Annotated in this window: 25 protein-coding genes and 1 other RNA gene; 10 read left to right on the forward strand and 16 right to left on the reverse strand. The window is 54.2% G+C overall.

What is annotated here, in order from left to right; translation table 11 throughout:
• Window positions 1–83: 83 nt before the first annotated feature.
• Both hisN and AB9F26_RS08305 read right to left on the reverse strand, forming a co-directional pair.
• On the reverse strand, window positions 84–884 hold the full coding sequence (gene hisN, locus AB9F26_RS08300; protein WP_369754339.1) for a histidinol-phosphatase: 801 nt from the start codon (window positions 882–884) through the stop codon (window positions 84–86).
• A gap of 124 nt (window positions 885–1008) precedes the next feature.
• A complete protein-coding gene (locus tag AB9F26_RS08305) occupies window positions 1009–1377 on the reverse strand; it encodes a helix-turn-helix domain-containing protein (protein ID WP_039000192.1) in 369 nt (122 codons plus the stop codon).
• A 339-nt stretch (window positions 1378–1716) separates the two neighbouring features.
• Between AB9F26_RS08305 and AB9F26_RS08310 the strand changes: the two genes are divergently transcribed.
• Window positions 1717–2673, forward strand: coding sequence for an NADPH:quinone oxidoreductase family protein (locus tag AB9F26_RS08310; protein ID WP_335586397.1), 957 nt, complete (start codon window positions 1717–1719; stop codon window positions 2671–2673).
• On the opposite strand, the gene AB9F26_RS08315 is transcribed toward AB9F26_RS08310, so the two are convergent.
• Entirely contained in the window at window positions 2613–3539 is a 927-nt protein-coding gene (locus tag AB9F26_RS08315; protein WP_082802149.1) for a LysR family transcriptional regulator, read from the reverse strand. The two genes, AB9F26_RS08310 and AB9F26_RS08315, sit on opposite strands and share 61 nt — an antisense overlap.
• Window positions 3540–3663: 124 nt before the next feature.
• On the opposite strand from AB9F26_RS08315, the gene AB9F26_RS08320 reads away from it, so the two are divergent.
• Both AB9F26_RS08320 and AB9F26_RS08325 read left to right on the forward strand, forming a co-directional pair.
• Window positions 3664–3879 (forward strand): DUF1127 domain-containing protein, encoded by a 216-nt coding sequence (locus tag AB9F26_RS08320; protein ID WP_369767773.1) that lies wholly within the window; start codon window positions 3664–3666, stop codon window positions 3877–3879.
• A 149-nt stretch (window positions 3880–4028) separates the two neighbouring features.
• A complete protein-coding gene (locus AB9F26_RS08325; protein ID WP_369767774.1) occupies window positions 4029–4805 on the forward strand; it encodes a Bax inhibitor-1 family protein in 777 nt (258 codons plus the stop codon).
• Window positions 4806–4973: 168 nt separating this feature from the next.
• Here the strand turns inward: AB9F26_RS08325 and rpmG are convergent, their stop codons facing one another.
• The 4 genes from rpmG to AB9F26_RS08345 all read right to left on the reverse strand — a co-directional run bounded on the left by rpmG (window position 4974) and on the right by AB9F26_RS08345 (window position 8302).
• Window positions 4974–5141 (reverse strand): 50S ribosomal protein L33, encoded by a 168-nt coding sequence (rpmG, locus tag AB9F26_RS08330; RefSeq protein ID WP_039000195.1) that lies wholly within the window; start codon window positions 5139–5141, stop codon window positions 4974–4976.
• Between the two features lie 124 nt (window positions 5142–5265).
• Complete coding sequence (locus AB9F26_RS08335; protein ID WP_335586394.1) at window positions 5266–6297, reverse strand: extracellular solute-binding protein; 1032 nt, start codon at window positions 6295–6297, stop codon at window positions 5266–5268.
• Window positions 6267–7637 carry a sensor histidine kinase gene (locus AB9F26_RS08340; RefSeq protein ID WP_335586393.1) on the reverse strand — a complete coding sequence of 457 codons (1371 nt, stop codon included), beginning with the start codon at window positions 7635–7637 and terminating at the stop codon, window positions 6267–6269. The genes AB9F26_RS08335 and AB9F26_RS08340 overlap by 31 nt, the downstream gene beginning before the upstream one ends.
• The gene (locus AB9F26_RS08345; RefSeq protein ID WP_335586392.1) at window positions 7634–8302 is read right to left on the reverse strand and encodes a response regulator transcription factor; all 669 of its coding nucleotides are present in this window, start codon (window positions 8300–8302) and stop codon (window positions 7634–7636) included. Before AB9F26_RS08345 ends, AB9F26_RS08340 begins: the two co-directional genes overlap by 4 nt.
• Window positions 8303–8414: 112 nt before the next feature.
• Here AB9F26_RS08345 and AB9F26_RS08350 point away from each other — a divergent pair, with 112 nt between their 5' ends.
• Genes AB9F26_RS08350 through AB9F26_RS08375 form a run of 6 tightly spaced genes read left to right on the forward strand, consistent with a single transcriptional unit; the run spans window position 8415 to window position 14015 of the window.
• Window positions 8415–9383, forward strand: coding sequence for a Bug family tripartite tricarboxylate transporter substrate binding protein (locus AB9F26_RS08350; protein ID WP_369767775.1), 969 nt, complete (start codon window positions 8415–8417; stop codon window positions 9381–9383).
• Window positions 9383–9823 (forward strand): tripartite tricarboxylate transporter TctB family protein, encoded by a 441-nt coding sequence (locus tag AB9F26_RS08355; protein ID WP_039000203.1) that lies wholly within the window; start codon window positions 9383–9385, stop codon window positions 9821–9823. The genes AB9F26_RS08350 and AB9F26_RS08355 overlap by 1 nt, the downstream gene beginning before the upstream one ends.
• 12 nt (window positions 9824–9835) lie before the next feature.
• Window positions 9836–11341 (forward strand): tripartite tricarboxylate transporter permease, encoded by a 1506-nt coding sequence (locus tag AB9F26_RS08360; RefSeq protein ID WP_039000205.1) that lies wholly within the window; start codon window positions 9836–9838, stop codon window positions 11339–11341.
• Window positions 11341–12696, forward strand: a complete 1356-nt coding sequence (locus AB9F26_RS08365; RefSeq protein ID WP_369767776.1) for an acyclic terpene utilization AtuA family protein — start codon at window positions 11341–11343, stop codon at window positions 12694–12696. Before AB9F26_RS08360 ends, AB9F26_RS08365 begins: the two co-directional genes overlap by 1 nt.
• The gene (locus tag AB9F26_RS08370) at window positions 12689–12991 is read left to right on the forward strand and encodes a DUF4387 family protein (protein ID WP_039000208.1); all 303 of its coding nucleotides are present in this window, start codon (window positions 12689–12691) and stop codon (window positions 12989–12991) included. Before AB9F26_RS08365 ends, AB9F26_RS08370 begins: the two co-directional genes overlap by 8 nt.
• A 13-nt stretch (window positions 12992–13004) precedes the next feature.
• Entirely contained in the window at window positions 13005–14015 is a 1011-nt protein-coding gene (locus AB9F26_RS08375) for an AbrB family transcriptional regulator (protein WP_335586389.1), read from the forward strand.
• On the opposite strand, the gene rnpB is transcribed toward AB9F26_RS08375, so the two are convergent.
• From rnpB to AB9F26_RS08415, 8 genes are all read right to left on the reverse strand, one after another.
• Window positions 14016–14414: RNase P RNA component class A (rnpB, locus tag AB9F26_RS08380), an RNA gene on the reverse strand.
• A gap of 12 nt (window positions 14415–14426) precedes the next feature.
• Window positions 14427–15131 carry an N-acetylmuramoyl-L-alanine amidase gene (locus tag AB9F26_RS08385; protein ID WP_369767927.1) on the reverse strand — a complete coding sequence of 235 codons (705 nt, stop codon included), beginning with the start codon at window positions 15129–15131 and terminating at the stop codon, window positions 14427–14429.
• 8 nt (window positions 15132–15139) lie between these two features.
• On the reverse strand, window positions 15140–15802 hold the full coding sequence (locus tag AB9F26_RS08390) for a hypothetical protein (protein ID WP_369767777.1): 663 nt from the start codon (window positions 15800–15802) through the stop codon (window positions 15140–15142).
• Window positions 15803–15831: 29 nt separating this feature from the next.
• Complete coding sequence (gene gatA, locus AB9F26_RS08395) at window positions 15832–17319, reverse strand: Asp-tRNA(Asn)/Glu-tRNA(Gln) amidotransferase subunit GatA (protein WP_369767778.1); 1488 nt, start codon at window positions 17317–17319, stop codon at window positions 15832–15834.
• On the reverse strand, window positions 17319–17606 hold the full coding sequence (gene gatC, locus AB9F26_RS08400; protein WP_039000214.1) for an Asp-tRNA(Asn)/Glu-tRNA(Gln) amidotransferase subunit GatC: 288 nt from the start codon (window positions 17604–17606) through the stop codon (window positions 17319–17321). Before gatC ends, gatA begins: the two co-directional genes overlap by 1 nt.
• An 82-nt stretch (window positions 17607–17688) precedes the next feature.
• Window positions 17689–18042, reverse strand: coding sequence for a diacylglycerol kinase (locus AB9F26_RS08405; RefSeq protein WP_369767779.1), 354 nt, complete (start codon window positions 18040–18042; stop codon window positions 17689–17691).
• Window positions 18039–18395, reverse strand: coding sequence for a YigZ family protein (locus AB9F26_RS08410; RefSeq protein ID WP_335586385.1), 357 nt, complete (start codon window positions 18393–18395; stop codon window positions 18039–18041). The genes AB9F26_RS08405 and AB9F26_RS08410 overlap by 4 nt, the downstream gene beginning before the upstream one ends.
• A complete protein-coding gene (locus tag AB9F26_RS08415) occupies window positions 18395–19108 on the reverse strand; it encodes a M48 family metalloprotease (protein ID WP_335586384.1) in 714 nt (237 codons plus the stop codon). The genes AB9F26_RS08410 and AB9F26_RS08415 overlap by 1 nt, the downstream gene beginning before the upstream one ends.
• A 104-nt stretch (window positions 19109–19212) precedes the next feature.
• On the opposite strand from AB9F26_RS08415, the gene AB9F26_RS08420 reads away from it, so the two are divergent.
• A complete protein-coding gene (locus tag AB9F26_RS08420; RefSeq protein WP_039004359.1) occupies window positions 19213–19452 on the forward strand; it encodes a hypothetical protein in 240 nt (79 codons plus the stop codon).
• A gap of 1 nt (window position 19453) precedes the next feature.
• Here AB9F26_RS08420 and AB9F26_RS08425 read toward each other — a convergent pair whose 3' ends face one another.
• Complete coding sequence (locus tag AB9F26_RS08425) at window positions 19454–19702, reverse strand: DUF167 domain-containing protein (protein WP_039004360.1); 249 nt, start codon at window positions 19700–19702, stop codon at window positions 19454–19456.
• Window positions 19703–19836 lie beyond the last annotated feature (134 nt).

Raw genomic sequence — 19836 nt, forward strand, 5'->3', positions numbered from 1 at the left:
TGTATCGGCAGAAATGGACAAAGGACCCGATACCCCTACAAGTATACCGAGGATTTTGAGCAATTCAAGTCACGGGTGGGTCGTTAGGTGGACGCAAGAAGTTTGAGCACTGTGGCGTGGAGTTCTGGTGTTGCTGCGGCGAGAACCTGCCCGCCTTCATGCGCCGGCTTTCCCTGCCAATTTGTGACAACACCACCCGCTGCTTGGATGACGGCAATCGGGGCCTGAATGTCGTAAGATTGCAAACCCGCCTCGATCACGAGGTCGATTTGCCCAGCCGCAAGAAGAGCATAGGCATAACAATCCATTCCATAGCGCACCAATTTGGCCTCAGCTGCAACAAGGTGAAACGCTGCGCCTTCCTGCGCCGTTCCAATTTCAGGAAAGGTCGTAAACACAACGGCATCCGCAAGATCTTGCGTTTTGCGCACGCCAAGGGCACCTGTGCGGTGCGGTCCAGAATAATGCGCGTTCCCAAATCCGCCAGTAAAACGTTCGCCTATAAACGGCTGATCAATAACGCCATAAAAAGGGCCATTCGCGTCGGAAACGGCAATGAGAACACCCCAAGTCGGCGTACCCGACATAAATCCGCGCGTACCATCAATGGGATCAAGCACCCACGTCAGGCCACTGGTTCCGGCCTGCGCGCCGAACTCTTCGCCAAGGATTGCGTCGTCGGGACGCCGCTCGGCCAAAATGCCCCGCATTGCCTGCTCGGCCTCTCGATCAGCGCGTGTCACGGGATCAAAACCCTCGTTCAGCTTATTCTCGGTCGCCAGTTGATCGGTGCGGAAATACGCCAGAGTAACCGAGCGTGCAGCATCGGCCATCGCCATGGCACAGTCCTTGATTGACTGAATTTCGGTTTCTGGCAGAGTCATGGGAGCCTCATTTTTTCAACGCCCTTGCCGCGTAACGTGGAGAGCAGTTGTGGATCAAGCAAAATCGGAGCCTCAACGAAAAAGCGCGCCAAAAGGCGCGCTGCAACGGTAAATTTTGAGACGTTTAAGCGACGTCACTTAAGACGCGGGCCAACTCAAACAAGCGGCGGCGCTGATTTTCCGGAATTGCATAGTAGGACCGCACCAACTCCAGAGCTTCTTTGTCTGCCATGAAGTCGCCACGTGCGGCATCTGTGGACTCAACAGCCTCGGAACGCCCCAATCCTTCAAAGAAGAAACTAACTTCAATTCCCATCGCGTCGGAAATATCCCAAAGTCGAGAAGCTGACACACGATTCATACCCGTTTCGTATTTTTGTATCTGCTGGAATTTTATTCCAACGCGCTCGGCCAGCTGTTGCTGCGTCATGCCAACCATCCATCGACGGTGGCGGATACGTTTCCCAACATGGATATCAACGGGATGTTTCATATTTCGCTCCTCAAACTCATGAGTACTTTTTAATTCAGTTTTCGTTTTACGCAAAAACATTTTGCACCCTCACGCACGGGTGTACCAAAAACTCAGCAACAATATGCCGAGAAAACTTTTAGCCGATTATTGCCAAAACTTCTAGTGGGATTCGACCGGAAGGTTAACAAAAAAACGCACCTCGCCTTAAAGGTGCATATTTACCGCCCAGCGAATACACCCGACTCCCATCAAATTATTAGATATATTTCAACAATTTAACATACCCTACGTTTTTTTACTCTTGGGAGAGGGGAGCTAATTTGTTAACACTCTCTCAAAACCCACTGGAGATAGATAATGCTTGGATATGTCGTCGATGAGCTTGGATCGGCATCAATTCGGTCGATTGATCCTCCCAAATTGCGCTCATTTGACGTCCTAGTTGACGTCGCGGCATGCGGAGTCAACTTCGCGGATTTGTTGATGATTGAGGGGACATATCAAGAAAAACATGACCGGCCCTTCTGTCCGGGCATGGAAATTTCCGGTGTGATAACAGCCGCAGGGGCGCAAGTTAAGTCCCTCAAAGTTGGCGATCGCGTCGCAGGCTTCCCCGGACATGGCGGGCTTGCAGAGCAAGCAGTTGTCGAAGCCGAGCGGTGTATTCGCCTTCCCGACTCAATCCCATTTGACGTCGCGGCCGCGTTCCAAGTTGCCTATGGCACCTCACATTTGGCGCTCAGCCACAAGGCGCGTTTGGTTGCGGGCGAAACTTTACTGGTTCTCGGTGCAGCCGGGGGTGTCGGCCTGACTGCTGTCGAATTGGGCAAACTCATGGGGGCCAAAGTGATCGCAGTGGTGCGGGGTGTCGAAAAACACGACGCCGTTCGTCAGGCAGGGGCCGATCACGTGCTCGACAGCGAATCGCCTGACTTGAGACAGCAAATCAAGGATCTCGGTGGCGCGGATGTTGTGTACGACCCCGTCGGAGGCGAGTTGTTCAACACAGCATTGCGGGCTACCAATCCAGACGGTCGAATTCTGGTGATTGGGTTTGCCAGCGGCACCGTCCCGCCGATTCCCGCGAATATTCTGCTGGTTAAAAACATTACGGTGATAGGTTTTTACTGGTCGGGGTATTTGAAGTTCGCCCCAAAAGTTCTAACCGACAGCCTTGAGCAGCTTTTGGCCTGGTATTCGGACGGTAAACTTCACCCTCATATCAGCCACAAACTGCCGCTTACTCAAGCGGATCAGGCGCTGGCGCTGCTGCGCGACCGAAAATCGACTGGTAAGGTTGTCGTGCTCCCGTGATCCGAACCTGCGGACACGCGATTATAGGCTTGGCGCAAGAATTCCGCCAAATCCAACGCGACTTGCGAGGTGGCCAGTTCCGAGATGAACATGTTCACTTTTTTGGACCCCAAATCGGGCAGTGCCCCGCCGTGACGTATCTGCTCCAAGTGCGGCGCCTCCATGCCATCAAGCACCGAATGCACCGCTAGATCCGCCGAAACCGAAGCCTCAATCGTGCGGGTTGAATCCGACTCGACCGCCATTTCCCAAGGGATATTCGCGGCGTCCAAGGCCTTTTGCGCCGCCATACGGAACATACAATGGGGCTCAAACGCCAACTTCAAAGGCCGATCGCGCCACACAGTGCCCCCCTTGGCCCCCACCCAAACCAGATCGCGATTCATCAGGGTTTCACCGCCTGTATCGCACCCCTCTTCTGTGGTCAGAATAATATCCACCTCGCCACGTCTAAACTTCTCTTTCAAACTCACCGTGACCGACGACAAAAGCTGAACGCGCATGCGCGGGTATTCAGCGTTAAAGCGCTTCAAAACCTCTGGAATCGCGGGGTACACAATGTCATGCGGCACCCCCAACACGATTTCGCCCTCATAGGCTTGGTGAGTCATCAGCGCGAAAACTTCGTCATTTAATTTGAGCATCCGGCGCGCATAGGACAGCAATTGCTCGCCTGAAGCGGTAATTGCAATTGTCCTTGAGGAGCGATCCAACAGCGACATGTCGAGGGATTCTTCCAAACGTTTGAGCTGCATCGAAACCGCCGATTGTGTCAGGTTGAGAAAACCCGCGGCCCGCGTCACGCCGCCCGCCTCTGCAACGGCGACAAAGGAACGTAACGACGTAAGGTCTAGATTTCGGGGCATATCACAATCCTTGATACATCAGTTAAGAAACATTCATTTTACAGATGATACAGATTCCAGCATACATATCAATATAAATGATCAATCAAACATCAATCATCATCGATTCGAAAGGATGCCTCTCATGACACACACAATTACAAGTTTCGGCCCAACCACCCTGAAATCCCCAACAAAAACTTTGCGCCTTTTGTCGATGATAGCGAGCACATATCGCCAGCGCCGCGCTCTTGCGCGCTTGGATGATGCCGCCCTCACCGATTTGGGCCTATCCCGCAGCGACGCCACCCAAGAAGCAAACCGTCCAATCTGGGATGTTCCTGCGGCTTGGCGTCGTTAAAACCCGCTGATTTAGCAACATTTAACGATATTGCAGAAAAAACATGAAATTCTCTCCGGTTAAACTTGAAATTCTGCCCGTCATTGCCGATATTTAGCGGTGAAGGCGGGCTAACTCATTAGCCCAGTATATTCTTACCGGAGGCTATAATGGCACAATTTGATACGGCCCGCACAGGCACAGGTACGCGCAGTGCAACGATCGACGCAGGGCTTCGCGCCCACATGAACAAAGTTTACGGCACAATGTCCGTAGGCCTGTTGATCACGGCTTTGGCCGCCTGGGCTATTGGCAACATGGCGATGACATCGGATCCGTCCCTAGCCGTCTCGCAGATTTCCGATACCAAATATCTCACGGCCCTTGGCAATACCCTCTATGGCTCACCGCTTAAATGGGTGATCATGTTCCTTCCTTTGGGTATGGTATTCGGCTTTAGCGCGATGATTAACAAACTGTCCGCCGCTGGCGCGCAGTTGTTCTTCTATGCGTTTGCCACGGCAATGGGCCTGTCACTAAGCTCGATCTTCCTTATGTACACTGGGGCGTCCATCGTTCAGGTGTTCTTGGTGACTTCGATCGCTTTTGCAGGTCTGAGCCTCTATGGCTACACCACCAAGAAAGACCTTTCCGCGATGGGGACCTTCCTTATGATGGGTGTGATCGGCCTCTTGGTTGCGATGGTGGTTAACCTTTTCTTGCAATCTGGCGCGCTTATGTTCGCGATTTCCGCGATTGGTGTGCTGATCTTCGCTGGTCTTACCGCTTACGATACGCAGAAAATTAAGAACGACTATATCGCGCACGCACAACATGGCGACAGCGAGTGGATGGCGAAATCCGCCATTATGGGCGCGCTAAACCTCTACCTCGACTTCATCAACATGTTCATGTTCATGCTGCAACTCTTTGGCAACCGCAACTAAGACGCGCGACACCAACGACATACCAAAGGGCCGGTCATCACGACTGGCCCTTTTTTGTGCCCTGTAACTAGGCAGGGACGCACACGAAATAGCTCCATCGTTTGGCCAAAAAAAAACCACGCTCGAAAGCGTGGTTTTCTCAATTCTGATCGTTCAGTAAAGCAAATCTTACTTGATTTTGCCTTCTTTGTACTCAACGTGTTTACGTATAACTGGGTCGTATTTGTTGACCGTCATTTTTTCAGTCATCGTACGAGCATTTTTCTTAGTCACATAGAAGTGGCCTGTGCCCGCGGACGAGTTCAGGCGGATTTTGATTGTGGTAGGCTTCGCCATAATAGTGCTCCTCAACGCAGGCGCGACATGCGCCCTTTAATTCCTTGAAGCCGGTTCTTAGCTGTCTGTGGGGCAGAGTCAACAGCCTTCGACACATTGAGCACAAAATAGCCGCGAAACATCATTATTTCTGTTCAATTGAGTTCTCCCAGCTGCGCAGGAAGGTTTCCTTCGTCATGTGATCCAGAAAAACAAGCAACCCCGGTCCCAGCCGAATAACGCGTGCGGCGCTGTTGTCCTCAAGGGATTGGGCGTTGATCGGCGGGAGATTCGTCTTAAGGGTCAGGTCTGCGCGCATATTGAGGCTTGCGAGGAAATCGATCATATCGCCCGCACCCTCAGGATTCTTCGCTGTATTCGGGATCAGAGCCGTGCGCAGCATTACCGAGAGGTAGTCATCAAACTCTATAATCCGTATCCCGGGCGTGTCTGCGAGCTGAGACTGGGCATAGCTGCCGACGACATTATACGCCAAGGCCAACCGTCCCGCAGCGACGTCCGCAATCATTTCATGTGACCCGCGATACAGCCGCGCATTAAGCCGCCCCATAACTTCGGTCAAACGCCAATAGGAATCGGTGTTGCGCGAGTCTTGGGTGGCAAAAAGGTACCCTGCCCCAGATTTGCGTACGTCATAAGTCCCGATCCGCCCTGAAAACGCCTCTTGGTTGTCGCGCAGCATCGTGATCAGGTCTTCGCGGGTTGTCGGGATGGGTCGGTCCAAAAACTCGTCTTCCGAGACCACCAGCACGGCGGGTTCTTGGGTGAAGGCGAAAACCTGATTACGCCATTTGGCCCATTTCGGCAGGATATCTGTCGCTTCTGAACGGTAGGTTTGCACGAAGCCGTCGTTGGCCAATTTCGTCTGCAAGTCCATCGCACTGGAGATCGCGAGGTCAAACTCTGCCCCCTCTTCAAAAAGCGCCTGCATAAGCTGGGTGCTGCTCGCGATGGTGTAGTCAATCGTCATGCTCGGATACTGCGCCTGAAACGCTTCGATGATTGGGTTAAAAACCTCGGCGTCCGCTGTGGAAATAATCCGCAAGGTGTTCGCGCCTGCTCCTTGATGAACATAATGCTCTTCGACCTCAAAACCGAGGGCGGCCTGAAGCGACATACAATAAACTAAGACGCTGGAAAAATTAACGAAACGCATGCACCCGGCCCTTTCGTGTTACAGCTCAATTCAAGGCGTCCGCCATGGGCAGCAACGACCTCATCCGCGATGGTTAATCCCAATCCTGACCCAACAATATCATCGACGTTTTTGCCGCGTGAAAAACGGTGCGTGAGCGTGCTCAAATCCGCATCGCCAAACCCGCGCCCTTCGTCGGTAATGGAAACGGTCAGAGCGTCCGTATCGGTCACACGCACCGTAATTTTACTCTCGGCAGGGGTGTATTTGATCGCGTTGTCCAAGAGATTGCGTAGGGCGTTCTGAAGCAGGATTTCATCACCTTTGATCTGCGAACGGGTGGCGACATATTCTTCTACGATGTGCAAATCCTTCAACTCGGCAGTCGGAAGAAGATGCGAAACGGTTTCGCGCGTTATGGCAACCAAATCCAAGGGCACCACCTCAAGCTGATCGGTGCGAAAACTTACCATCGCGTGGTCGAGCAACTGTCCTGCGGAACGGCTGCTTTCGTCGACGGCGCGGATCATCGCGCGCAAGGCCGCCTTGTTTTCCGGCTGTACAGAACGGCGCAACGCGACCTGTGCTTGCGCACGCACAGTGGCAAGCGGCGTGCGTACACGGTGGGCCGCTTCCGCGATAAAGTCCTCCGATTGGAGTAACGACGCCTTGAGCCGCGCCATAAGCCCATTGAGCGCATCAACCAGCGGCGCAAGTTCGCTCGGAGCGGGAGTTTCGACGGGTCGCAAATCGTTGGGACCCCGACGCGCAACCGACTGAGTCATGCGGTTTAAGGGGGCCAGAGTCGATTGTGCGGCAAAAAGGCTAAGGACCGTTGCCAAAAGGAAAAAACCGACCCCGACCGAGGCCGCAACGACCGAAATCCGCGACGAGATCGCCGCCAATCCCAGCCGTGTTTGGGCTACGACAACTGTGGTATTTCGCTTGCGCCCCCCAGCACTCACAACCCGTGTCACAGCGACGGACCGCACCTCTGCTCCACGGAAATCAAACGTCGAAAACGGATCGTTTATTTGGGAGGGCGGCAAAAGATCCTCATAGCCAGTAAGGTGCTCGTCGCCAACAAAGACACGATAAAAAACGCGATCTTCCGAGATTGCCCCCAGCATCGAAAGTGCCGAATAGGGAATTTCAACGGCAACCTGCCCGCGCTCGGAATAAAGCGCATCGGCGATGGAGGTGGCTGATGCCAAAAGGATGTTGTCCTGTGTATCTGCCGCTGCGCGCTCCGCAACGGCGCGCACAATCAACACGAACGCAAGCGAGAGAATGGCCGCAATGATAAACAGTTGCAGCAAAAGCCGTCGTCGGATGGACGACCTGATGAACCCTTGCGTCACGTCTCCGCCACCAAACGATAGCCCAAGCCACGCACGGTTTCGATCTTGGCGTCTGAACCTTCGAGTTTTTTGCGCAATCGGCCGATATAGACCTCGATGGCGTTTTCCGAAACGTCGTCCGAGAAGGAAAACAAGCGGTCCATGAGGTGGGATTTGCTGAAAATCTGCTCTGGCGCCGAAAAGAACACCTCCAGAAGGCGCAATTCACGATTTCGCAGCGTATGGCTCTCGCCATTGATCATGATCGCCCCGAGGGTCGAATCAAGAATCACCCCCTTGAAGCTTCTGGAATTGTTGGCAACTCCCCCCTGACGACGCAATACTGCCCGCACACGCGCCTCAAGTTCGGAGAAATCGAAAGGTTTCGTTAAGTAATCGTCGGCTCCCAAATCAAGTAGGCCCACCCGATCCGACACCTGCGAGCGCGCCGTCAAAACGATCACCGGCGTGCGGTTTTTAGCGCGCCTATGGCGGGCCAAAAAATCGCGCCCATCTCCGTCTGGGAGCATAATATCAAGTAAAATCAAGTCATAAGAGGCGGCATCAATACAGGCTTGCGCGGCGGCGATATCCTCGGCGTGGTCAATCGCGTGCCCATCCAACCCAAGGCATTCGACCACAGCCTTCGCCAGTTCGAAATTATCCTCAACCAACAGAAATCTCACGTGCACTCCCCCACAACGCGACCGTTTTTTCTCATGACAGGTTCATGTCAGGTTTCACAGCGCATCTTAAACATGTCCGCGCTTCGGCTCGGATGTCAAATGGGAGGATACTATGACTACACGTTTTGTTAAGGCGCTCATGACGAGTGCCGTAATTGGAATGAGTGCGGCTTCGGCTGCGTCTGCGGCTGAATGCATTGCACCCGCCAACCCCGGCGGTGGCTGGGATTTCACTTGCCGTCAAATCGGCAAAATTATGTACGACATTGGCGCGGTGGATAAACCTGTCCAAGTAACCAATATGGCAGGCGGCGGTGGCGGCCTTGCATATAACTACGTCGTGGCGGAACGCGGCGATGACGCAGACCTTATGGTTGCAGCCTCAAGCGCGACAACCACGCGTCTAGCCCAAGATGCTTACGCCGGTATGACCGCTGACCAAGTACGCTTTGTCGGGGCAATCGGTGCGGATCCGGGCGTTATCGTCGTTGCCAACGACAGCCCGTTCAACACGCTAACTGAAATGGTTGACGCGATCAAAGCGGACCCAGGTTCGGTTGCTTTTGCTGGCGGTTCTGCGGTTGGTGGCTTTGACCACCTTAAACCTCTGATGCTTTTGCAGCGCGCAGGTTTCACAGACATCACCAAGGTAAAATACATTGGTGTTGATGGTGGTGCCGATGCGATCACGCAAACTATCGGCGGCTTCACACAGGCAATGACAGGCGACATGTCTGAAATCATTGGCTTTTTGAATGCTGGCGAAGTTCGGGTTCTTGCGGTTCTCACCGAAGAGCGCATTCCGGGCTTTGACGACATCCCAACCGCAAAAGAGCAAGGTTTTGATGTTGTTGCCGTAAACTGGCGCGGACTTTACGTTCCAAAAGGCATCTCTGACGAGGAATTCAACGTGTGGGCCGACCGCCTTCAGCAAGTTGCAGATTCTGACGAGTGGAAAGAAGCTATGGCCGCCAATGGTCTTGCCCCCTTCACCAAAGTCGGAGTGGATTTCCAAGACTATGTTGATCAGGTCGTTGCCGAAATTCGTAAACTCTCCATCGACATCGGGGTTATTCAATAATGGCCAGTGACCGGATTTTTGGTCTGGTCATGGCGCTTGTGGCGCTCGCGTATATCGCGGGTGCCACTCAAATCCAGACCAGCTTTTTGCCTGACCCTGTTGGCCCGAAAGCCTTCCCCTTTGGGGTTGGAATTCTGGGTGCCCTATGCGCCCTCTTCATGGTTTTCAAACCTGACGCCGAGCCTGAATGGCCCACGCTATCTACCTTTGGTGCCATCGCAGCGGCGGCCTTCGTTTTGGTCCTTTACGCTTACGCGCTCAAACCTTTGGGGTTCCTGATCCCCACGGCCATCACCGCGGCGATCCTGTCCTACCAGATTTCGCCCCGTCCAAAATACGCAGCCCTCGCCGGACTCGGCCTCTCATGCGGGCTCTTTATCGTTTTCAAATTCGCTTTGGGTTTGGGCCTTGTTGCCTTCCCCAAAATGATCTTCGGCTAGGATACCTGCCCCATGGATCTCTTTTCTAACCTCGCGATGGGGTTCGCAATTGCATTGTCCCCTTACACGTTGATGCTCGCTATCATTGGCTGTTTTCTGGGAACAATCATTGGCGCCCTCCCCGGTCTTGGCCCCTCAAACGGCGTCGCCATCCTTATCCCCGTAACCTTCACGCTGGGCCTTGATGCAACCTCCGCCCTCGTCCTTATGACCTCGGTGTATTACGGCGCGATGTATGGGGGCCGTATCAGTTCGATCCTCCTTAACATCCCAGGCGATGAACCCGCGCTGATGACCACCCTCGACGGCTATCCGATGGCCAAAGCAGGGCGCGCAGGCGATGCGCTTGTGCTCTCGGGTGTGGCCTCCTTTGTAGGTGCGCTACTTGCTACAATCGGGCTTATGTTGCTCGCACCTATGTTGGCCCGCGTCGCTTATGTCTTTGGTCCTTCAGAATATTTCGCCCTCTACTTGCTCGCGTTTTGTACGTTGGGCGGCATGGCCAGCAACAACCAAGCCAAAGCGGCGATTGCTTCCTGTATTGGCCTCGGCATATCAACGGTCGGCATCAGCAGCGGCAGCGTCATGCCACGCTTTACGGGCGGAAATCTCCACATCTATGACGGCATCGATTTCCTAGTTGCCATCGTTGGCCTATTTGCAATTGCGGAAATATTTTTCTTCATCGAAGACCACGGGAAAAATTCCCCTGTTGGTGTAGATCTCGAGAAAACCACCGTTCCATGGAAAGATATTTGGGAAACCAAATGGACAATGTTGCGCTCTTCGGGTGTGGGCTTTGTTGCCGGTATCTTGCCCGGTGCGGGCGCGTCCCTCGGCAGTTTCTTGGCCTACATGACTGAAAAAGCGATTGCCGGCAAAGACGGTGGTTTCGGCACAGGTGTTGCCAAAGGCATCGCCGCACCAGAGGCGGGCAACAACGCGGCCGCCGGTGGTGCCCTCGTTCCCATGCTCACTCTCGGCGTACCCGGATCAGGAACAACAGCGGTGCTCCTTGCACTTTTGATGACCCTCAACATTACCCCTGGACCCACGCTTTTCACTGACCAGCCCGAAGTTGTTTGGGGCCTCATTGCGTCGCTCTTGATTGCCAACATTGTGCTCTTACTCATGAACGTGCCGATGGTGAAAATCTTCGTCAAAATCCTCATGGTTCCACCCGCTATCTTGTTGCCCGGTGTGACAATGGTTTCGTTTGTAGGCATCTACTCCCTGTCGGGAAGCTATTTCGACTTGCTCTTGATGATCGGATTTGGCGTGCTTGGATACGTGCTGCGCAAGCTGGACATTCCAACCGTTCCGGTGATTTTGGGTATCCTTCTGGGTGGGAATATGGAAGACGCCTTAAGGCGTGCCATGACACTCTCCGATGGCGAATGGACATATCTGTTCTCGTCCAACATCTCGATTGGGCTTTGGGTTGCCGCGATCGTCGGATTTGTCGCACCGATGTTCCTGCGCAACGTCTTGCGCAAACCGCAAAGGGTCACTGACTAATGGTCAAAGTTCTTATCCCTTCAGGCGCACTTGGCTTGAACTACGACAAGGCGGCGCTCGCGCGTGGCCTTGCGCAAAATCCTGATATCATTGCGATCGACGGCGGCTCTACGGATTCAGGCCCGGCATATCTCGGACAAGGGGTCTCGAAATATGCGCGCAGTTCGATAAAAATCGAATGGAAGGGATTGATGGTTGCCCGCCAAGAAGCAAACGTCCCTTTGGTCATCGGAACCGCAGGGACATGCGGCACAGACAGCGCTGTTAACTGGCTTTTGGACATCACAAAAGAGATCGCCGCCGAGTTGGGCCAAACGCTAAAAATTGCGGTTTTGCGAAGCTCCCAAGACGCGGAAATCCTCGCGACCGCCTTTGATAGTGGACGCGTCACCCCCCTCCCCGCGGCCCCCGAAATTACCCGCGAGAGTTTTGCGGAATGTAGCAATATCGTGGCCCTCGCTGGCGCCGAACAAATTGCCGCCGCGATCCAAACGGGCGCGGACGTCATCATCGCGGGGCGCACCACGGATACTGCGACCATCGCCGCCCTCCCGTTGATGAAAAACCTCCACGCAGGAGCCGCATGGCACGGGGCAAAAATCGGCGAATGCGGTGCGCTCTGTGCGACCAACCCACAATCGGGCGTCGTGATGATCGAGTTTGACGCAAACGGTTTTACGGTCACGCCCATGGCCGAAGATTCAGCGGCCAATCCGCATACTGTTTCGGCGCATATGCTCTATGAAAACTCCGACCCGTTCATCCTCTATGAACCCGGTGGACACCTCGATGTAACAGGCGCAAAATACACGGCACTTGATGCGCGGCGCGTGCGAGTTGAGGGCTCCGAATGGGTGCCTTCCGATACGTATACTGTGAAGCTTGAAGGCGCCAAAGTTCAGGGATATCAAACGGTTTTGATGGTTCTTTTGCGGGACAAGCACTATGTCGAAAACGCACAAATCTGGGCCGACGACATCCACGCGAAATGCAGCGAAAAGGTGCAAGACCGGATGGGTTTGCATAAAGAGGACTACAGTATTGAGTTGCGCCTGATTGGCCAGAACGCAAGTTTTGGTGCCCTCGAAACCAACACAAACCCCGCACCCGAAATCGGCATCCTCGCGATTGTCACAGCGAACACTCAAGCGATTGCCGAAGAGATCGGCCAGATGTTGAACCCCTATTTGCTGCACCATCCGCTCACGCGCGAAGAAGAACAACCAACCTTCGCCTTCCCGTTTTCGCCCGCCAGTCTCAATCGGGGTGCGGTCTATGGCTTTTGCCTCAACCACACGCTTACCTTGGATAATCCCATGGACGCCTTTTCACTGGAAGTTATTCAACATGGCTGAACTGCGCGATATTGCCTACAAAATTCGGTCTAAAAACGCGGGCCCCTTTTGGCTCACGGTGGATATTTTCTGCGGGAACGGCCCCGCCTTCACCCAAATTTGCAACGGGCTTTCAACCCAACGCGTGGCCTCTGTGTTTGGCACGAAGGTTGAGGACATCAAGCGCTTTGAAATCCCTGACTTGAACGTTATAAAATTCTCAATGCCGCGTCCCAGCATTCAAGGGGCCGTCGAAGATCGCGACATGCATGGCGCTTCTTGGGCTGCGCTACTTGCAGAAACATCAATAAATTAAGGGAACTTTTGAAATGCAAGCATATGTTGTCGCGCTTGTTATCGGGGCCGTCGGCGCGCTTGCCGCCACATTTATCGGCCTGCCTGCCCCCTTTCTGACGGGGCCTGCCATTTGTGTTTCACTGGCGGGATTGGCAGGGGTAAAATGCGCGGTTCCCAACATATTGCGGGACGCAATTTTCCTCATCATCGGCCTCGCTCTTGGGTCTAGTGTAACCCCTGAAATTCTTCAGGCGGCAAAGGCTTGGCCCCTAAGTCTTGTCGGCATGTGCGTGTCTGTCGCGGTCGTGATGCTTACGGGGGGCTGGATGTTTCAACATGTGTTTCACATGGACCGCCCCACCGCGTTTTTATCCTCGAGTCCGGGGCATTTAAGCTATGTCATCGGCTATTCTACGGACGTGGGCGCTGATACCGCAGTGATCTCGGTGGTACAGTCAATCCGCGTTCTCATTCTCACTCTTTTGGTGCCCTTTTCCGTGGCCATTTTCACGGATGCTGACATGGGGATGCGCGCGCCCGTGGGCCATATTTTGACGCCGCTTCATCTTGGAATTCTTGCTGCCCTTGGCGCAGGCCTTGGCGCGATATTCATCCGTTTCAACCTACCAGCGGCCCTACTGCTCGGTGGCATGATCGTCTCGACCCTCGGTCATGCAACGGACGTTCTCCCTGGCGTTGTACCTCCTATTTTTACGATCGCAGCGTTCATCACTATGGGTACACTCATCGGGACACGATTTAGTGGCGTCACCCCAATACTTCTGCGCAGCGCTGCCCTTGGCGGTTTGATTTTTACCGTTCTAGCCCTCGTGATTTCCATCATATTCGCAACCGGAATTGCCTATTTCACCGACCTCCGTTTTTTAGACATCATCATCGCCTTGGCCCCAGGCGGCCTTGAAACCATGGTCGCGATGGCCGCCATAGTTGACGCCGACCCCGCCTATGTCGCGTTGCATCACGTTGGGCGACTCTTCTTCTTGAGTGCCTTCGTGCCTCTTGTTTTGACTTGGAAAAAATAAACGTGCGGATGGCCTATAAGCCGGATTTTGTCCACGCCGCATTACACGACGCTGGATGACCATTCTTCTAGCCCTGCTGTTACCAACAGGGTCAAGCTGCCAACCCGAACCTTCTGGGCCGAAGCCGCCCTGCGAGTTGCCCCGCGTGAGGTTCCTATTTGGCATTGCTCCTGGTGGGGCTTGCCATGCCAGCGATGTTACCACCGCCGCGGTGGGCTCTTACCCCACCGTTTCACCCTTACCCGTCACGGTATCGTTTGCACGACCTGTAAACGGGCGGTCTGTTCTCTGTGGCGCTTTCCCTCGGGTTACCCCGGCCGGGCATTACCCGGCACCATCCTTCATGGAGTCCGGACTTTCCTCGCGGTGTTGCCACCCCGCGGTCATCCAGCCATCCGCACGCTTTGGGGATTATGCGTTTGCGCGCCCGCCGTCAACGGGGAAGCGTTGTGCAAGGTCTTGAATGATCCGCATATCTTCGCTGTCCAGAGGGCCACGGTGTCCTGCGCGAAAACGGTCACGGAATGCCGCCAAGTATGCGTCACATTTCACGTCCATATTTTGACCAGTGCCATAGCCAAAACGCGCCGCATCCTGACACCATTCGGCAAAATCGGGCGCTTGTGTATCCGGTGTCGTTTCGGGCCAAACAGACAGACCTTGCAGCGCCAGTCGACACCAATCCATACGTCGCCCCGGATCGGCCTTGCGGTGAGGCGCCATGTCCGAATGTCCGATCACGCGTTCCGGCGGGATGTTCCACGCTTGCATGATTTGAGGCAACAACGCCTCAAGCGCGGCCATCTGGGGTTCGGAATAGGGGGTGCGGCCCGTGTTATCCAACTCAATGCCAATCGAGTGTGAATTGATATCGCTACAGTCCCCCCAAGACCCCGCACCTGCATGCCAAGCACGCATTTCTTGAGCTACGAGTTGCAGGATGCCCCCCTTTTCTGAAATCAGAAAATGGGCCGAAACCTCAAACTCGGGAGAGCAAAGCCGCGCGAGGGCGGCGTCACAACTGCTCATCGCCGTATAGTGTAAAAGAATGAGGTCGGGCGGGCCACCGTGGCGCCTTGGCCCGAAATTAGGAGAGGGACATTGCGTTATCTGCAACGGGACAATTACCCGCCGCGTGCCGCGCGGAACGGCGCGGGGGTCCAAGCACAGGCAAATCCGTCCCCATCAGGATCAATCCCTTTACTGTCTTTTTGAGGGCCGCCATTCTGCAAAAAGGCCTCCTGTGCATCGTTGGACGTCAGGTATTTTGAACAGGCCTTGGTGTACTTCTCCTGCGAATACCGTCCCGACCGCGCATAGATCGACTCGCCGACTGAATTAGTCGTTCCGAGCGCAAAGGCGATAACGGCAGTTGCACTTGATGTACTTGTACGCGATGGCAAAGCCGTTGGCGTAATCACTTGATATTGCGCCCGCTGCTCTGCCAAGCGCTCAGCATCACTTGCAATCGTTTCGCGCGCAGCAACAGCTTTGAAGCTCTGTTCGTCAGAAATCCCAGTTCTAGAGGCCTGAGGCTGACTTGGCGCGCCGTTCAGGTCCGGAGTTTGCTTTACAGCTTCTTCGAGCGCCAAAGAAATATTGGATGACCCCACGTCCTCGTCGGAAATCACCCCCGCCTGAACGGGACTGCCTTGAAGAGCTTGCGCAGTGTTGTAATTGTACCCCTCGAAATCGTCGAAGCCCACGCCGGAGTCTGGAACTCCCGACTGGCAAGCGACGAGGCCCAGCAGAGCGATCATAGAAACGACGGATAGTGAGTTGCGCATAGTTACCTCTGGTCGGTTGATCGTCGTGTTTACCACCAATTGTTTGGTTTGGAAACAAATCCTGCCGCAGTCTCAAGAGCATAGGCCGTATTGAGTAGATCGCCCTCTTCCCACGGACGCCCGATCAATTGCAAACCAAGCGGCAATCCTTCGGAATTTAGCCCCGTTGGTACCGAAATACCCGGCAATCCAGCGAGGTTCACCGTCACGGTAAATACATCGTTGAGGTACATTTTTACGGGATCGGCGTCACTCATTTCGCCAAGGCCAAAGGCAGCTGAAGGCGTCGCAGGTGTCAGGATCGCATCCACACCTGCGGCAAACACATCGTCAAAGTCCCTCTTAATCAAGGCTCTAACGCGGCGCGCACGGTTGTAATACGCATCATAGAACCCTGCTGACAGCACATAAGTACCGATCATCACACGGCGCTGAACCTCGGAGCCAAACCCTTCGGCGCGGGTTTTTTCGTACATGTCATCAATGCCATCGCCCGCCGCCAATTTGGCGCGGTGGCCATAGCGCACGCCATCATAGCGGGCAAGGTTCGAGGAGGCTTCGGCGGGTGCGATCACATAGTAAGCAGGCAGCGCATATTTCGTGTGCGGCAAGCTGATGTTCACGATCTCAGCGCCCGCACTTTTGAGCATCTCGGTGCCTTCGGCCCAGAGTTTTTCGATTTCTGCGGGCATGCCGTCCATGTGATATTCGGCTGGGATACCGATTTTTTTGCCTTTGATGTCGCCCGTCAAAGCGGCCTCAAAATTTGGAACGGGTATGTCATACGAGGTGCTGTCCTTGGCGTCATGGCTGGCCATGGCTTCCATCATGATCGCAGCGTCGCGCACGGTTTTGGTCATGGGGCCCGCTTGATCCAGCGAGCTGGCGAAGGCCACAACCCCCCAACGCGAGACACGTCCGTAGGTCGGCTTGAGGCCAACGATGCCCGTAAATGCGGCTGGTTGACGGATCGAGCCGCCGGTATCCGTACCTGTTGCCGCAAGGCAAAGGTCTGCGGAAACTGCGCTCGCGCTGCCGCCTGACGACCCGCCGGGTGTCAGCGCGGCATCGCTACCTTCGCGGCGCCACGGGTTGATCACGTCGCCGTAAACCGAGGTCTCGTTGCTCGAACCCATAGCGAATTCGTCCATGTTCAATTTGCCGAGCATGACTGCGCCACTGTCCCAAAGATTTTGGGTGACGGTGCTTTCGTATTCTGGCTTAAAACCTGCAAGGATCGCAGAAGCGGCTTGGCTTGGAACACCTTTGGTGCAGAACAAATCCTTAATACCCAACGGGATACCGCACATATCAGGAGCATCGCCCGTGGCAATCCGCGCATCTGCGGCGGCGGATTGTGCGCGGGCAATCTCTGGTGTGTTGTGCACAAACGCGTTCAACGCGCCGGATTTCCCGATAGCCGTAAGGCAAGCTTCGGTAAGCTCAACCGAGGTAAAATCACCCTTGCGCAAACCGTCGCGCGCACCGGAAATGGTCAGTTTGTTTAGATCGGTCATTATTCCACCACCTTCGGCACGACAAAAAAGCCTTCGCGGGAGTCCGGCGCATTGGCCAAAACCTGCTCTTGGATGTCACCATCCGTCACGATGTCTTTGCGGCGTTTTAGGCGCTGAGGTGTGACCGATGTCATAGGCTCTATGCCCTCAACGTCAACCTCATTGAGCTGCTCGATAAACCCGAGGATTGTGTTGAATTCTTCTGCCAGCGCAGGAAGCGCCTCGTCAGCGACGCGAATGCGGGCCAGTTTTGCCACGCGCGCAGCAGTATCCTTGTCAATCGACATAGGGGGTCTCCGTCAGCTCAATTGGTTCAATTCTTGTTTAGCATTTAACCCGCGAGCGCAGGGGGAGCAAGACCGCAATGCCCTACCCGATCAGGATGATGACCCACGCGGCCCCCGCAGCGATGGCGGTAATTGTGACGCCAGCACTTCCGGCGTCCTTTGCCGCCTTTGCCAGTGGATGATACGCAGGAGAAAAATAGTCGATACAGCGCTCAATTGCGGTGTTGTAGCATTCCGCCGCCAATACAAGAATGCCCAACGCAACAATCAGGGCGCGTTCTGCGGTGGATAAGTCCAAAACCATCGCGAGGGCAAAGGAGGCGGCATTGGCCCAAACCCATTGTTGCAGACTGGCCTCTTCGCGCCAAATCATGCACCAACCTTCCCAAGACCACTTCGCGCGGTCCGAAAATCGTTTCCATTGCTCAACAATCATTTTGCACTCCGGTTTTCAAGATAGTGACGGACGCAATCCTGAACGCGTCGAAAACGGTCGCCCCCCAATTTAGTGCCGCCATACCACCGCGTCACGACGATGATATGGTTTTGAATCTCTTCCCGCTCCAGCATGCGCAGAATAATTGACCCAGCGCCACTCTCGCCGTCGTCGGCCTTTATAGGACCATCCTCTAGCAAAACCGCCCATGTATTATGGCTTGCTTTGGCGAATTTCTTTTGCTTTTTGAGTGTTTTCAGGAAGGCGAGCGCCTCATCGCGACTTGTGATTTCCCCACCTGTTACCGCATATTTACTGCCTCGATCTGTCAAAAAACCTTCAATTTGCAACATTACGCACCATAAACCGCAGAGCGCACGGTTTCGATCCGGTCCGCATTAGAGGGATGTGATCCAAGGAACTCTTCACCAGGGTCAGGGATGCGGGTAAAATAAGCGACCCCAACTTCAGGATCGAAACCGGCTTCTAAGGCAATCAAGGCACCTAATTGATCCGCTTCGAGTTCATGCTGTTTGGAAAATTGACGCGACCCAACAAAGGCACCGATGTCGCGTGCGGTTTCGATTGCTTCTGGATCGGCCCCCAAAATTGTGGCCGTGAAACTCCCCAACATTGCACCCTGACTGGCCATAGCCATCTGTTGCTCTAAGTGCCCCGCCACATGGTGGGCCGCCTCATGGCCTATAACAAAGGCTAATTCATCATCATTTTGCACTTCATCCAAAAGCGAAATTGTCACGGCCAAAACCGGCCGGCCATTCTCACTCAGAAACTGATAGGCATTCGATGGTTGGTGTGCGCGGTCGTCCATGACGATCAGGAAATCGCAATTTCCACGCGTTCGGGCCTCATGGCAAAAGGACTCTGCAACAATTTCAATACGCCCCGCGACACGCAAAAAGTCTTGCTCACTCATTCCCTTGCCATTGGTGTGGATAGTACCAAAGTGTTCAACCCTCTCAATTGGTTGAACATTTTGCGAAGCGGTCGTTGAAACACATCCCGCAACACCCGCAAGAAGCGCTAAACCTCGTAAAACTTTCACTGAAAACACCTTCAACATCCCGTCTTTTTAACATGTTGACGGTCTTTTTCCAGCCCACACTGTGTTGCTGTTGCAATTATTCGGTCAAAAGCTAAACTGAATGTATGTTTACAATAGAGCATGATTTTGAAGCCACTATTATCACCCTGATCGACGAGGGCACCCCCTTTCTTCAGGGCGACATCACCATAAATGCGTTCCAGGACTGTATCACGGTTGAGCAGGTCGATCCGCAAACAGATCGCCTTCAACGTATCACCATTTCAATGACCCAACTTCAGGAATTGCAATCGGCTCTCAACCTTCCTGAAGGCAGCTATCGAGTGGCCGAAGACCCCGAATAGATCATTCCATCACACGGAAAACCTTATTTCTTGACGTTTCCCCGCGCAGCAAAACAAGACGTGTTTTGGGAACGCCCATCGCCTTGGACAGAAGCTTTACAATCGCAGCATTCGCCTTCCCGCCCTCGGCGACCACCGTGACATAGACCCGCAACCCCGTCTGCGTTTCGACAATTCGATTTCGGCTGGCTTTAGGTGTTGCAACGATTGCAATTTCGGCTCCCCTGATGGCGAGATGCTTTAAATCCAATGAACGCCCTCCACTCTCTGCCCCTGTTTGATGCGAAACTTTGGCGTGCAGCCTTGCCAGCACCATGTGTTTGCGGCACATCTGCGTATGTTACGCCTTGAAAGCTGAGGATAAAACTCCGACATGCTAGAAAA

This window comes from Falsihalocynthiibacter sp. BN13B15, from assembly GCF_041205415.1.
Classification (GTDB): domain Bacteria; phylum Pseudomonadota; class Alphaproteobacteria; order Rhodobacterales; family Rhodobacteraceae; genus Falsihalocynthiibacter; species Falsihalocynthiibacter arcticus.

What these genes read in the sequence shown, in the direction of transcription:
- hisN (WP_369754339.1), bottom strand. Translation starts at nt 884, where the DNA reads ATGACTCTGCCAGAAACCGAAATTCAGTCAATCAAGGACTGTGCCATG.
- AB9F26_RS08305 (WP_039000192.1), bottom strand. Translation starts at nt 1,377, where the DNA reads ATGAAACATCCCGTTGATATCCATGTTGGGAAACGTATCCGCCACCGT.
- AB9F26_RS08310 (WP_335586397.1), top strand. Translation starts at nt 1,717, where the DNA reads ATGCTTGGATATGTCGTCGATGAGCTTGGATCGGCATCAATTCGGTCG.
- AB9F26_RS08315 (WP_082802149.1), bottom strand. Translation starts at nt 3,539, where the DNA reads ATGCCCCGAAATCTAGACCTTACGTCGTTACGTTCCTTTGTCGCCGTT.
- AB9F26_RS08320 (WP_369767773.1), top strand. Translation starts at nt 3,664, where the DNA reads ATGACACACACAATTACAAGTTTCGGCCCAACCACCCTGAAATCCCCA.
- AB9F26_RS08325 (WP_369767774.1), top strand. Translation starts at nt 4,029, where the DNA reads ATGGCACAATTTGATACGGCCCGCACAGGCACAGGTACGCGCAGTGCA.
- rpmG (WP_039000195.1), bottom strand. Translation starts at nt 5,141, where the DNA reads ATGGCGAAGCCTACCACAATCAAAATCCGCCTGAACTCGTCCGCGGGC.
- AB9F26_RS08335 (WP_335586394.1), bottom strand. Translation starts at nt 6,297, where the DNA reads ATGCGTTTCGTTAATTTTTCCAGCGTCTTAGTTTATTGTATGTCGCTT.
- AB9F26_RS08350 (WP_369767775.1), top strand. Translation starts at nt 8,415, where the DNA reads ATGACTACACGTTTTGTTAAGGCGCTCATGACGAGTGCCGTAATTGGA.
- AB9F26_RS08355 (WP_039000203.1), top strand. Translation starts at nt 9,383, where the DNA reads ATGGCCAGTGACCGGATTTTTGGTCTGGTCATGGCGCTTGTGGCGCTC.
- AB9F26_RS08360 (WP_039000205.1), top strand. Translation starts at nt 9,836, where the DNA reads ATGGATCTCTTTTCTAACCTCGCGATGGGGTTCGCAATTGCATTGTCC.
- AB9F26_RS08365 (WP_369767776.1), top strand. Translation starts at nt 11,341, where the DNA reads ATGGTCAAAGTTCTTATCCCTTCAGGCGCACTTGGCTTGAACTACGAC.
- AB9F26_RS08370 (WP_039000208.1), top strand. Translation starts at nt 12,689, where the DNA reads ATGGCTGAACTGCGCGATATTGCCTACAAAATTCGGTCTAAAAACGCG.
- AB9F26_RS08375 (WP_335586389.1), top strand. Translation starts at nt 13,005, where the DNA reads ATGCAAGCATATGTTGTCGCGCTTGTTATCGGGGCCGTCGGCGCGCTT.
- AB9F26_RS08390 (WP_369767777.1), bottom strand. Translation starts at nt 15,802, where the DNA reads ATGCGCAACTCACTATCCGTCGTTTCTATGATCGCTCTGCTGGGCCTC.
- gatA (WP_369767778.1), bottom strand. Translation starts at nt 17,319, where the DNA reads ATGACCGATCTAAACAAACTGACCATTTCCGGTGCGCGCGACGGTTTG.
- gatC (WP_039000214.1), bottom strand. Translation starts at nt 17,606, where the DNA reads ATGTCGATTGACAAGGATACTGCTGCGCGCGTGGCAAAACTGGCCCGC.
- AB9F26_RS08405 (WP_369767779.1), bottom strand. Translation starts at nt 18,042, where the DNA reads ATGATTGTTGAGCAATGGAAACGATTTTCGGACCGCGCGAAGTGGTCT.
- AB9F26_RS08410 (WP_335586385.1), bottom strand. Translation starts at nt 18,395, where the DNA reads ATGTTGCAAATTGAAGGTTTTTTGACAGATCGAGGCAGTAAATATGCG.
- AB9F26_RS08420 (WP_039004359.1), top strand. Translation starts at nt 19,213, where the DNA reads ATGTTTACAATAGAGCATGATTTTGAAGCCACTATTATCACCCTGATC.